A 12,226-nucleotide genomic window follows, 5' to 3' on the forward strand; every position below is an offset into this window, starting at 1 on the left:
CAGGCACAGGGTTTGCTGCGTGTTCGGACATGTGGCGCGACCCTCGCGCCCGCCATCGTCCGCAAGGAGTCCATGATGAGCACCAAACCGCATTCACACCAGGATGACCCCGCCGACGCCGCGCACAAACCGGTGCCGAAGGATGAGCGCACACTGGCCGGCCGCCCGGCGGACCCCAATCGCGCCGGCGCGGGTCGGCAGTTTCCGCCCGGCATGGACCCGGAAGACGTGTGGGATCCGGGCCGGTCCACGCCGGACGCCCCGCCGGTCGACAACCGATCCGGCACCTCGAAGAGCAAAAAGTGAAAGCCGTTGACGCGTTGAAGGCGTTCGCTATCCGCCAGCCCGGCTGGTTGTATGTCCAACTGGAACCGGAGCTGGCGGCTTGAGCGCTCTGCGGCAGGGCCTAGGCGCCAGGCTTGCCTGCCGGGTTCTGGGGCAGGCCTTTGGCGGGCTCGTTCACTTGCTCTTTCACCTGCTTTTCTGTCCTCCCGAAAGCGTCCCTGCCTTCCGGCGCCTGCTCACCGCCGGCCGGATAACCGGAATTCGTGGCTGGGTCGGGGTTCACGTCCCCTTGCGGCGGGCCATCCGCCACGGGCTGGCCGGTGGCGCCGACCTCGGCGCGGTCCACGTGCGGGGAGGGCGGCGGATTCGGGGCGGGGGCGGGCTTGGATTCGTTCATGATGGGCGACCCTTGTCGGTTGGCGCCGCGCGACATACGCGGCTTCGTCCGCCTTGCAGCAACTGCCATGCCTGATTCAGGGCGAATCAGGGCCACGAGCATTCGGCGCATTGTTCGGATTCCGCACCGCCGCCGAGCAAACCTAAGCCAGTTGCGCCGTGGCCGTGCGCAACGGCAGCACGGCGCTTAGCACGGTGCGGCCGGGCTCGGACACAATGTCCAAGCTGCCATGCACCCGAGCGATGCGGGCATGCATGCTGCGCATGCCCACGCTGACGCCGGCTTGCCGTACCGCCGCCACATCAAACCCCGCACCGTCGTCTTCAACACGCAGTTCCAGGCGGTCAGCGTCGGGCAGCAGCAGTTGCACCTGCACGCGGCGCGCGCGGCTGTGCTTGACCACATTGGTCAACGCTTCTTCCAGCAGGCGGGTCAGCGCCAGGCATTCAAGAGAAGAGGGCGGCGTGCGCCATTGCGGCGGAAACTGCCAGTGGGAATCCAGGCCCAATTCGTCGAACACCTGCACGAAGCGATGACGCAGCGGCGCGGCCCATTCCAGCGGGGTCGCGGGCACGGTGACGCCGCTGCTGGATCCGCTGTCGATGGTCTGGCGCAAGTCATCGCGCAGCAGCTTCAACATGGACAGAAACTGCTGGCCCTGCAAGGGCTTGTCGCCCTGTTCCACCATGGCCATCATCCGCACCAGCGAGCCGCCCAGCCCGTCATGCAGATCGTGCGCAATCTGCAAGCGCTCGTGCAGGCGGGTATTGGCCACCGCCAGGGTGTGTTCGCGTTCCAGCGTGGTGGCCAGTTCGCTGCGCGCCTGAAAGATGCCGTCGGCCAATTCCTGGTTGAAGCGTTCTATCTGCCGCACGTTGCGCGCATGGCGCAAGCCCAGGATGGCGGACATGCACAGCGTGACCACCACGCTGGTGTACGCCGTATAGGTCTGGCCGGACGAGATGAGCTTCATCATCACCAGCAGGTCGTGCACCATGACCACGCAAAAAATCACCAGGCAGGCGGCCAGCATCAGGTGTTCCGGGCGGCGTGTGCGCCAGGCGTGTACCGGGAATTGCAGGCAGTTGATGATGAAAATGGCGGCGGGGGTCAGCACGCCGATCGCTTGCACGGTGGCCAGCGCGCTGTCTGGCGCGAAGGCCAGCATGGCCAGCAGCGCGGCGCTCAGTATCCATAGCGCGCGCTCGGTGCGCGGCAGCGATTGTTTGCCAAAGCGCCAGGTGAACAGGCAGAAGCAGGCCACGTACAGCACCAACGCCATGGCGTTGGCGCGCGCCAACGACAAGGTGTTGGGCAGCGGCCAGGGGTTGGTCAGCAGCACATTGCTGATGAACAGCACCCAGAACAGCGACATCAGGGCATACCAGCCATAGGTGGTCTGTTCACGCCGCACCACCCAGATGCAGAAGAACAAGCCGCCCAGCACGGCGGACACCACCAGGTTCACGGTGTACAGCGAGCGGTTGAGCCACCAGATTTCTTCCTGTCTGGCCTGCATCGCTTGCGGGGTGCCCAGGCGCACGATGCCCAGCCCGGGTGTCTGTTGCGCAACGCCCACCACCCGCACCCACAGCGTGTTCACGCCGTCGTGCACGATGGCCTCGGGCAGGCGCCAGGTGCGCGGCATGTTCCAACTGCGCGTCAGCGGTTCGGTCAGTTGCGGGTCGCTCCAGATCAGGTCGTTATTGACGAACACTTCACCGGCCATGACCACGGATTCCAAGGTCAACCCCACCGGGCCGGGGCAGGGCCGCTGCCAGTCGATGCGATACCAGACGGATCCGCTGTAGCCGGGCCAGCGCTTGTTCCAGTCGTCGGGCAGCGTCACCGGCGCCCAGTCGGGGGATTCAGGCCGGCTGCCGTCGGCGGCGGCCCGCGCCGCCGTGATGGACATCACCTGCACCGCGCACGCCGCGGGCGCCGTCGCCCCGCTTGCGTCCTCGGCCAAGGCAGGCGCCGAGCACAGCGCCAGCCAGCAGGCAAGCAACCACCTCAGTCCAGCAAGCCACGCGAGCGCGCGGCGTGTACCGCCCGCGTGCGCGAGGAAACGGCCAGCTTGCGGTAGATGTGCTTGATATGGCATTCAACGGTGTAGCGCGACAGGAACAGTTGTTCGGCGATTTCGCGGTTGGCCAAACCTTCAGCCACCAGACGCAGGATCTGGCTTTCGCGGGGGCTTAGTATCTCACCGCTTGCCGTGCCGGTCTGCTCTGTTGGCCGGGGCCGCAACTCGTCGATGATGCGCCGTGCCACGAACGGGTCAATCGGCGCACCGCCCCGCAGCACACTGCGTAACGACAGCGCCACTTCCATGTCGTCCCGTTCTTTCAGCACATAGCCCGTGGCGCCGGCGCGCAAGGCCGCCAGAATCGCGTCTTCGGTACACCAGGCCGAGATGACCAGGATGGCCAGGCCGGGGTCGGCGGCGTGCATCTCGGCAATCAGGTCGATGCCGCTGCCGTCGGGCAAGCCCAGGTCCACCAGCGCCAGCGCAACGGGCTGGCTGGCCAGGCAGGCGCGCGCTTCGGCCAGGGAGCCCGCGAAGATCAGCGCGTCGGGCTGATAGCCCAGTTGCAGCAACAGGCCTTCGATCCGCCGGCAGACCAGCGGTTCGTCCTCCACCAGCAGCACGGGGGCGGGCAGCGTGAGTTCGGGGGCAAGCGGAGTGGCGGACATAGACGGGAAGGGGAAGAAGGCAGAATCGCCCGATTCTAGATTGTGATGGCTCGGTGTGTGTCCGGCTATCCCTTGAACTGGGTATTCCTGCCCTTGTATTTCCCTTCCGCGCTTGCCTTCCGTGGTTCGCTTCCGTAGTTCGCTTACCGCGCGGCGCCCAGATCAGTAATTGATCGAGGCCGACAACATATACGTCCGTCCCGCCGCGTTCGTCACGAACGAGCCGGATGCCAGCCAGTACTTCTTGTCCGCCACGTTCTCGACGTTAGCGCGGAACACGACGTCCTTGCCGGCGATGGTGGTGGCGTAGCGGGCGCCCAGGTCAAAGCGGGTGTAGCCCGGCAGGCGCAGCGTATTGGTGTTGTTGAGGTAGACGGACGAGGTGCGGATGGCGCGGCCGTTCAGGCTCAGACCCTGCACCCACGGCGTGTCCCAATCCAGGCCCAGGTTGTAGGTGCTGGCCGGCACGCCGGCGGGTCGGTTGCCCTGGCTGACGCCGCCCGGGGTCTTGGTGAGTTCGCTGTTGATGAAGGCCGCGCTTGCCATCAGGCGCAGGCCGGGGACGACTTCGCCGTAGCCCGTCAGTTCCAGGCCACGGTTGCGCTGTTCACCAAAGTAGCCGTAGACGTTGTTGTCGTCGGCCTGGCCAGCCGGGCGCGCAATCTGAAAGAGCGCAAGCGTGGTGGTGATGTTGCCATCCCAATCCACCTTGACGCCGGTTTCGTATTGCTTGGACTTGTACGGCGCCAGCACGGCGCCCCGGTTTTCGTAGGTGTCGCCCACGATCGTGCCGCGCGTCAGGCCTTGGGCCAGGTTGGCGTAGATCGACACGTTATGCAGCGGCTTGACCACGATGCCGCCGACGGGCGAGTTGGCGCTGGAACGGTAGCCGCTGGTGCGCGCGCCCGTGGTGGTGTTGAAGCTATCGACTTCAACCCGTTGGTGGCGAACGCCCGCCGTCAGCAGGATGCGATCGTCGATGAACGACAGCGTGTCGACAATGGCGAAGCTGGTCAGCGTGGTGTCCGACGCCTTTTGCGGGGTGAGGCGCACGGCGGGGCCGTCGGGGATATCGACCGGGTCATAAATATTGGAGGCCACAATGGCCGACCCGGTCGAATAGGCGTTGCCCGCCTCCTGCTTCAGGTAGGTGGCGCCCAGTGCCAGGCGGTGCTTGATGCCGCCGGTGCTGAAGCGGGCCGTCAAGCCGGCATCGCCGCTGCTCGTCTTCGAATACGAGTCGTAGTACGTCGTCATGACGTTGAAGTTGCCGTCCTCGTCCACCGACTGGCGCACGCCGGACGGGCTGACGGTCACCGGGAAGATCTGCCGCACCTTGCCGTCGCGATAGCCCGCCGCGATGTGGCCGGTGAGGTTGTCGGTGAAGTCATATTCCAGGCGCGACATGATGGTGCTGTCGCGTTGCGACAAGCGGGTGCCCGGGTAGAAGTTGATATCGCCATCCGGCGGCGAGGGCAGTTCCGTCACGTTGGGCTGCCAGCCGATCTGCGAGCGGAAGTTCTCGATCACGTCTTCCTGGTGAATGGCGTCGGCCGACCAGCGCAGGCGCGCGCCGCGATAGTCGATACCCAAGGCGCCCATGTCCAGGCCCTGCGTGCCGTCCTTCAACGTGGACTCACCGCCGCGCTTGACGCCATTGAAGCGCAGGCCCCAGGCATTGTCTTCGCCAAAGCGGCGGCCCAGGTCAAGCTGGCCGGTGAAGTTGGCCTTGCTGGCATAGCCCAGCGTGGCGCGCGCCAGCGGTTCGTCGTCGGCGCGCTTGGTCACCACGTTGATGGCGCCGCCGATGCTGCCGTTGGGCGGAATGCCGCGCATGAAGGCGCCGGGGCCTTTCAGTACTTCCACCCGCTCCAGGATCTGCACCGGCACGCGGCTGGACGACACCAGGCCATACAGGCCGTTCACGCTGACGTCGCCGCTGCCCACGGCAAAGCCGCGAATCTGGAAGTCTTCCCCAAAGCCACCGGCCGACGTCAGCGTGCGGACCGAGGCGTCGTTGACCACCACGTCGGCCAGCGTGCGGGCCTGCTGGTCATACAGCAATTCAGAGGTGTAGTTGACCGTGCTGAACGGCGAGTCCATCACGTCTTCGGAACCCAGCAGGCCCAGGCTGCCGCCCGTGGCAAGCTGCCCGCCCGTGTAGGGCGGGGCAAGTTCGCCCAGAATGCCGGCGGTGACCGTCACGGCTTCCAGTTGCACCGTGCCGCCTACGGGCTCGGTGCGCGACAAGGTCACGTTATTGCCATTGCGCGTGTACTGGATGCCCGTGCCTTGCAGCAGTTGACGCAGCGCCTCTTCAGGCGACAGATTGCCCGAGATGGCGCGCGCATTCTGGCCAGCCAGCACGTCCTGCGAATAAAAGATCTGCAAGGACGTCTGCGAACCCAACTGCAACAGCGCATCGCCCAAGGGCTGCGCGGGAATGTTGACGCTGACGGGCGCTTCCTGGGCCTGGACGGCGGGCGCCATGCCGAAGACAAGCGACAGTGAAAAGGCAAGCGCGCTGAGAACCACACGCGGCGGGACACGCAGAGCAGGTCGGGCAGAGACGGTATTCAAGATCAGTAGCTCGGTGAGAGGCACGCCAACCAGGCGTACCGGTTCTAAAGGAGGTAGGCGGGCGGCGTGGATGAATCCGCCCCTTCCTCTCTAGACGCACGAGCAGGCTTGAAACCGGAATGGGAATCGCTATTATTTTGTAATAGAGTTGTTACAAATCGTCAGCGCGCCAAAACGCGGACCCGGCCGTCCGGCAAGCGGTCCAGCGACACCGGTGCAATGGCGGGCAGGGCATCGATCATGGCCAGCGGGTCGTCCACGCTGAATACGCCCGAGATGCGGTAGGGCCCAAGCGCGGGCGCGTCCAGGCTGGCGGGCTGCATCAGGTAGCGGTTCATCTCGTTGATGACCGTGGCCAGCGGCACATTGTTGAAGATGATCTTGCCGCGCTGCCAGGCGGTCAGGTTGTCGACGTTGACCTGCGTGACCTCGCCTAGCGGACTGCCCGCGTAGGCAATAGCCTGTTGGCCCGCGCCCAGGCGGTGTTCGCTGTGGCGCCACCAGGGTCCGGATTCCAGCCGCACCGAACCGGATTCGACGCTGACCTGCAAGCTTTCGCTGTCGCGCCGCACGTTGAAGCGCGTGCCTGTCACGGTGACCTGCCCCACGCCGCCCTCCACCACGAAAGGCCGGGACGTGTCGTGTTGCACTTCAAAGAAGGCCTCGCCCTGCGCCAGTTCCACCCGGCGTTCGTTGGCGCCGAAGCGGGCGGCCAGGCGGGTGTCGCCGTTCAGGTGCAGGATGGATCCGTCGGGCAAGGTGACCTGCCGCCGTTCGCCCTTGCGGGTGGCGTAGTTCAGCCGCTTTTCGCCGCGGTCGAAGAGGTAGGGCGCGGCCAGCAGGCCCGCCGCAACGGGCAGCGCACAGGCCGCCACCATCCTCAAGCCGAAGCGCCGCCGCGATAGCGCGGGCGGTGGGGGCGCAACCTGCGTGGCTTGCATCAGGCCGCGCAGCCGCGCTTCAGGCAGGGACAGCACGGCGTCCCATTGGGCGGTCAGCTTTTGGTATTCATGTTCGTGCGCCGGGTTGGCGCTGCACCAGGCGGCGAACGCCTGCCGATCGGTTTCCGTGGTCTCGCCGGAATGCATGCGCGAGAACCACTGCGCCGCGTCGCTCGGATGCTCCAGCACGTCATCGCCGTGCGGGTCTTCATGCACAAGCGCGCGCATGTCGGGCGGGCGCGAGGCAGGGGAGCGGGAGTCAGAGAGGGGCATGGTGTTGCAGCCGATCGTTGATGTGACGCACGGAGCGAGTCATGTATTTTTCCACCATGCTGCGCGAGATGCCCATTTCCTGGGCTATCTCGGTGTGCGTCCATCCTTCCAGACGGCACCACAGATAAACCTGCCGGCACTTGGGCGGCAGGTCTTCCAACGCACGGGTCAGTTCGTCGGCCAGTTGCTGGAACCGGACGCCGTCGTCGGCCGGAGGCGTGGCGGGATGGTCGCCGCCGGGCACGTCATCCAGCGACGTGATGTCCAGCGTGTTGACGTGCCGATGCCGGCTGACCAGGCGGTTGGAGGTGCCACGGGACAGGTACGCGCGCGGGTCATAGATAGCCGCGACGTCGCCTTCCAGCATGCCAAGCACGGTGTCGTGCATGGCGTCTTCGCCATCCTCGTGCCCCCGCCCGCGCCATTTGCCGATCATCTCCGCGTAATGGGCGAGCCAGTCTTTCCTGGCCTTGGGAGGGTGGGACATGAGGAAGCGCTTGGACAAATAACAAAAAGTTATTGATTCTAATATGCATTTGCGTCTTTCGGCGATCCCCGGTCGGCATGGCGCTCACGAACAACGTGCACGCTCAAGGCTTGACGGCTAGGTCATCGGGATGCTCGTTTGATTCAAGGGATGTTCCATGCGCCCGTCGCCATGGAAGGTGACAACCTTGGCAATCACCACCTGATAGCCACGCAGCCAACGGCTTTGCTGCCGCTTCGCCTTAAGGTGGTCTTTGTGTTGCATCAGCGTCTGAAGCGCTTCCATCGTGCTCCAGTAATAGACGTTCGAGACCGCGCCAGTCGCGGGATTTTCCCAGGCTTCCTCGCCCAGGTAGCCGGGGATGGCCCTTGCGATGGCCGCGATGCTGTTGTCCAAGGCATGAAATTCATCGTCGTAGGCGCCAGGCAGAAAAGTGAAAGTCGAGGTGTACATGGTCGTCAGCAATAAAGTGGTCTACGCGCCTTGCTCAATGATCCGGGCAAGCTTGCGTGCGGCGGCAATCATCTGGTCTTGCGGGTATCCCCCAAAGCCCAGGATCAGCCCCTGCCGCTTGTCGGGGCTGCGATTCGAATAGGTGGGAGACAAGGCGCGGACGGCGACTCCCTGTTCGGCGGCCCGGCGGGCAATGGCCATATCGTCCAGTCCATCGTCCAGCCAGACCAGCAGATGCACGCCTTGTTCAATTGGCTGCACCCGGGCCAGGCGCGCGGGCAAGTGGGCCTGCAGGATCTGGACAAGCGTCGACCGGCTGTCCGCGTAGATCGACCGGATGCGCCGGATATGCCGGTCCAGGTGGCCTTCGGAGATGAAGGCGGCCAGTACATGCTGGTCTGCGGTGGCAGGATGCCGGTCCATCACAATCCTGGCGCCGCAAAACGCGGCGACCAAGTCCGATGGCGCAATCAGGTAGCCCAGCCTGAGAGAAGGGAAGAGGATCTTGCTGAAGGTGCCCAGGTAGATCACCCGGCGGCCATCCAGGCCCTGCAAGGCAGGGAAGGGATGCCCGGCGTAGCGAAGTTCGCTGTCGTAATCGTCCTCAACCACCCAGGCGTTTCTGGCCGCGGCCCAAGACAACAGGGCTTCGCGCCGAGCCATGCTCATCGGCATGCCAAGCGGATATTGATGCGAAGGTGTCACGAAGGCAACGCGCGCATTCGGCGCCTTGCGCAGGCCTTCTTCCACCATCAGCCCCTGTTCGTCCACCGGCAGCCTGACAATGCGATCGGGGCGCCCCGTGCTTTCCAGAATGGACGTGATGCCCAAGTAGGCGGGGTCTTCCACCCACGCCTGATCGCCGTCCCCCAGCAAGACCTGGCACGCAAGAAACAGCCCTTGCTGCGTGCCGGACGTGATGATGACCTGATCCGGCGTGCAGGCCACCGAGCGGGATTTTCGGACGTGGTCAGCGATGGCCTTGCGCAGCGCAAGCAGGCCCTGCGGGTCGGCGTAACCAGAGGGGCCGCCGGCGCTGGTGCCGCGTATGCGGTTGCCAAGCTTGCGCCAGGTATCATCCGGCGCCACCAGGCCGGCGGGCACCGAAATGGCAAAAGGCGCCGCTGGCAACGGAACCATGGCGGCCGCAATCCCGGCATAGCGCGCGGCCGTGGCAGGCAGGGGGCGCGCAGGCGCCGTGTCCGCCGCTGCCGGCCTGCTTGCGGCCGGGCCTGGATTCCGCTCGGTCAGCGTGATGGATACGGTGGTGTTGCCCCCCGCCCTGGATTCCAGATACCCCTCGGCAACCAATTGCTCGAAGGCCTCGACGACGGTGCCGCGTGCGATCTTGAGCGCGGCGGCCAACTGGCGGGTGGCGGGCACCGGCTCGCCCGGGCGCAGCGTGCCGGCACGGATCAACTGCCGCAACTGCTGCGCCAGTTGCTGGCTAAGCTGGCCTGCCTTGCGGTCGAGCGGAGACAGGACGGGCAGTTCGATGCTCTTGGAAGTACGCAAAATAGTGGTCTAAAGAAAAACCGTCAAACTGGATCTTACTGCTAGGCCAGATTGGGAGCATGCTGTGTGGCAATTGTCCCGATCCTTTGACTTGCCGAGGCCCTCCGCCATGTACGTACCCGAACACTTTGCCGTTCCCGATTCCGAATCTCTCTACAGCCTGATTCGGGCCCAGCCACTGGGGATGCTGGTTACCAATGGCCCGGAGGGCCTGGACGCCAATCATCTCCCCTTCGAGCTTGAGGTGGGCGAGCGCGCCGTCTTGCACGGCCACGTGGCACGCAACAACCCGGTGTGGCGCGAGGTCGCCGACGGCAGCGAAGTGCTGGTCGTGTTCCGCGCCGGGGACGCCTACATCTCGCCGAACTGGTATCCCAGCAAGCACGAGCAGCACAAGCAGGTGCCCACGTGGAATTACCAGGTCGTGCACGTGCATGGCCGCGTCACCATCAAGGACGACGAACGCTATGTGCGTGGCGTGGTCGCCCGCCTGACGCGCACGCACGAGGCGTCGCAGGAGAAACCGTGGAAGATGACCGACAGCGCGCCGGACTATATCGATGCGATGCTGAAGGCCATCGTTGGAATTCAAGTGGAGATAACTCGGGTCGTCGGCAAGGTCAAGCTGAGCCAGAATAAGGACAAGCGTGATATTGAATCCGCGGGTCAGGCGCTTGTTGCCAAGGGCAAGACCACCATCGGCGCGGCCATGCTGGCCTGTGCCGACCAGAAAACGCCGTAGCGAGCCCACGCTACCGACATCAAGGGAAGAACCTGCTGTGCCCAGATCAGACCGCCCATTCAAGGAGGCTTCAGAGCTTGAGCGTGGCGTTGGCGAGTCCGATCGCCGTCTGCGATATTTCTTGACGATCGCGGCGCTGGGTTCCATGTCGAAGGCGGCTGACGAGCTAGGCATTTCGCAACCCAGCCTGAGCCGGCAGATGGCGGCCCTGGAGGCCTATCTGGGCCGCCCCGTGTTTGACCGCAATGGACGCGGCATGGTGCTGAGCGAGGCGGGCAAAGCGTTGCATCGGGCGGTGGCGCCCGCGTTCCAACTGATAGACGACGCCATCGCAAAGGCCAGGGATGCAAGTTCCGTGGGACACGCATCGCTAAGGATCGCGGCGGTTCATACCCTGACTTACTACTTCCTGGGCGATCTCGTTTCGGCGGTGACCCACGAAGGGGGCGACGCGAACCTTCACCTTATGGCGCGAAGCTCTCCGGAGGTGGTCGATCTGGTGGCGTCGGGAAAGGCCGAGCTGGGCTTTGTCTATGACTCGGCGGTCGCCAGCCCCGGGCTGGTGTCCGTCGACTTGTTCGAAGACGAAATGTGCCTGATCGTCAGGCTGGACGACACGTCCTATGGCGACGTGGCCAACTTGTGGCAGACGCACCAACGCCTGGTTGCGTTTCCCGAACACTACGCGCTCAGGAAAATGCTTCAGCATTCGCGCCTGAACTATGTGGTGTCGGCCGAGACCGACACCGTCGACTCGGCATTGGAGCTGGTTTCCGCCGGCATCGGAAACTGCCTGTTGCCCTGCCGTATCCCTGATCGGCTGCTGCTGGATCACAAACTGAAGAAGGTTCCTATCACCGGCGGCACGCTTGCCCGGAAGGTGGTGGCCATCCACCGCGACGGTTACCCGCTATTCCCGCTGGCGGCGCTGACGCTGAACATTGCAAGGCGCCTTTCATCGCGCTCGATTGAATAGCTGATATAGCTTCAGACGCATCGACGGCGCCTTGTCGACTTCTCATACTCGCCCCATTGATTTGAATCAAACTTTCAAGGGGTTGATCCATGAGCGAAGAGCTCCGCAGCAAGGAATACTTCGACCAGCGCGCCACCCAAGAGATGGCGCAACATCTCAAGAGCCAGAACCGTCCGCTGAACGAAACGCTGGCATACGCCTGTCGGATACTGGCCATGACCGGCCAGGAAGCCGGGTTGGCGGGCCAGATCACGGCCCGATCCGACAAGCCGAATGCGTACTGGACGCTGCGCTTCGGCCTGGGCTTCGATGAAGCCACGCCCGACGACTTTGTCGAAGTGGATCAGGACCTGAACACCATTTCAGGCCACGGCATGGCCAACCCGGCCACCCGTTTTCATCTTTGGGTCTATCGCGACCGGCCGGACGTTCAATCGATCATCCATACGCATTCGCCTTGGGCGACCACGCTGGCAACGGCGCGTCAGCCGCTGGTCGTGGCCCAGATGGACATGGCTCCCTTGTTTGATGACTGCGCATTCCTGGGCGAATGGCCGGGTGTGCCGATTGCCGACCAGGAAGGCGTGCTCATCTCTGCCGCGTTGGGAAAAAAGAAGTCCATCCTGCTTGCGCATCACGGCTATCTCACTGCTGGCAACTCGGTGGAAGAAGCCACCTATCTGTCCGTCTATCTGGAGCGCGCGGCTCGGCTGCAAGTGCGCGCCCAGGCGTTCGGCCCCCTGACGCCGGTCGACCCGGTCTTGGCCAAAGAGGCGCATGACTACCTGCTCAAGCGCTCCATCGTGCAAGCCACATTCAACTACTGGTCTCGCCAGACCGACCGGCTTCCCGGCTTGAAGTAAGCCGGCGCCGCAAACCT

Annotated in this window: 12 protein-coding genes; 4 read left to right on the plus strand and 8 right to left on the minus strand. The window is 64.5% G+C overall.

The features are described 5' to 3' along the window. The first annotated feature begins 75 nt into the window (after positions 1 to 75). Positions 76 to 306, plus strand: coding sequence for a hypothetical protein (locus tag M2361_RS00340; protein ID WP_259245700.1), 231 nt, complete (start codon positions 76 to 78; stop codon positions 304 to 306). 100 nt (positions 307 to 406) lie between these two features. Here M2361_RS00340 and M2361_RS00345 read toward each other — a convergent pair whose 3' ends face one another. The 8 genes from M2361_RS00345 to M2361_RS00380 form a co-directional block, all read right to left on the minus strand. Next, on the minus strand, positions 407 to 682 hold the full coding sequence (locus M2361_RS00345; RefSeq protein WP_259245701.1) for a hypothetical protein: 276 nt from the start codon (positions 680 to 682) through the stop codon (positions 407 to 409). A 142-nt stretch (positions 683 to 824) separates the two neighbouring features. Next, positions 825 to 2,786, minus strand: a complete 1,962-nt coding sequence (locus M2361_RS00350) for an ATP-binding protein (RefSeq protein ID WP_259245702.1) — start codon at positions 2,784 to 2,786, stop codon at positions 825 to 827. Continuing rightward, positions 2,696 to 3,379 (minus strand): response regulator transcription factor, encoded by a 684-nt coding sequence (locus tag M2361_RS00355; RefSeq protein WP_259245703.1) that lies wholly within the window; start codon positions 3,377 to 3,379, stop codon positions 2,696 to 2,698. Before M2361_RS00355 ends, M2361_RS00350 begins: the two co-directional genes overlap by 91 nt. Positions 3,380 to 3,541: 162 nt before the next feature. Next, positions 3,542 to 5,959, minus strand: coding sequence for a TonB-dependent receptor (locus M2361_RS00360; RefSeq protein WP_259245704.1), 2,418 nt, complete (start codon positions 5,957 to 5,959; stop codon positions 3,542 to 3,544). A gap of 161 nt (positions 5,960 to 6,120) precedes the next feature. Next, positions 6,121 to 7,173 carry a FecR family protein gene (locus M2361_RS00365; protein ID WP_259245705.1) on the minus strand — a complete coding sequence of 351 codons (1,053 nt, stop codon included), beginning with the start codon at positions 7,171 to 7,173 and terminating at the stop codon, positions 6,121 to 6,123. After that, positions 7,160 to 7,660 (minus strand): RNA polymerase sigma factor, encoded by a 501-nt coding sequence (locus M2361_RS00370; protein WP_100856905.1) that lies wholly within the window; start codon positions 7,658 to 7,660, stop codon positions 7,160 to 7,162. Before M2361_RS00370 ends, M2361_RS00365 begins: the two co-directional genes overlap by 14 nt. Before the next feature lie 117 nt (positions 7,661 to 7,777). Beyond that, positions 7,778 to 8,113, minus strand: coding sequence for an antibiotic biosynthesis monooxygenase (locus M2361_RS00375; RefSeq protein ID WP_259245706.1), 336 nt, complete (start codon positions 8,111 to 8,113; stop codon positions 7,778 to 7,780). Positions 8,114 to 8,134: 21 nt separating this feature from the next. Further along, positions 8,135 to 9,631: a PLP-dependent aminotransferase family protein gene (locus tag M2361_RS00380; protein ID WP_259249201.1), complete on the minus strand. Its 1,497-nt coding sequence runs from the start codon at positions 9,629 to 9,631 to the stop codon at positions 8,135 to 8,137. Positions 9,632 to 9,737: 106 nt separating this feature from the next. On the opposite strand from M2361_RS00380, the gene M2361_RS00385 reads away from it, so the two are divergent. From M2361_RS00385 to M2361_RS00395, 3 genes are all read left to right on the plus strand, one after another. Next, on the plus strand, positions 9,738 to 10,370 hold the full coding sequence (locus tag M2361_RS00385) for an FMN-binding negative transcriptional regulator (protein WP_259245707.1): 633 nt from the start codon (positions 9,738 to 9,740) through the stop codon (positions 10,368 to 10,370). 109 nt (positions 10,371 to 10,479) lie between these two features. Continuing rightward, positions 10,480 to 11,346 carry a LysR family transcriptional regulator gene (locus tag M2361_RS00390; RefSeq protein WP_259249202.1) on the plus strand — a complete coding sequence of 289 codons (867 nt, stop codon included), beginning with the start codon at positions 10,480 to 10,482 and terminating at the stop codon, positions 11,344 to 11,346. A gap of 89 nt (positions 11,347 to 11,435) precedes the next feature. After that, positions 11,436 to 12,209 carry an aldolase gene (locus M2361_RS00395; protein WP_259245708.1) on the plus strand — a complete coding sequence of 258 codons (774 nt, stop codon included), beginning with the start codon at positions 11,436 to 11,438 and terminating at the stop codon, positions 12,207 to 12,209. The last annotated feature ends 17 nt before the right edge of the window (positions 12,210 to 12,226 follow it).

This window comes from Achromobacter sp. JUb104, assembly GCF_024806975.1.
Taxonomy (GTDB): Bacteria; Pseudomonadota; Gammaproteobacteria; order Burkholderiales; family Burkholderiaceae_B; genus Achromobacter; species Achromobacter spanius.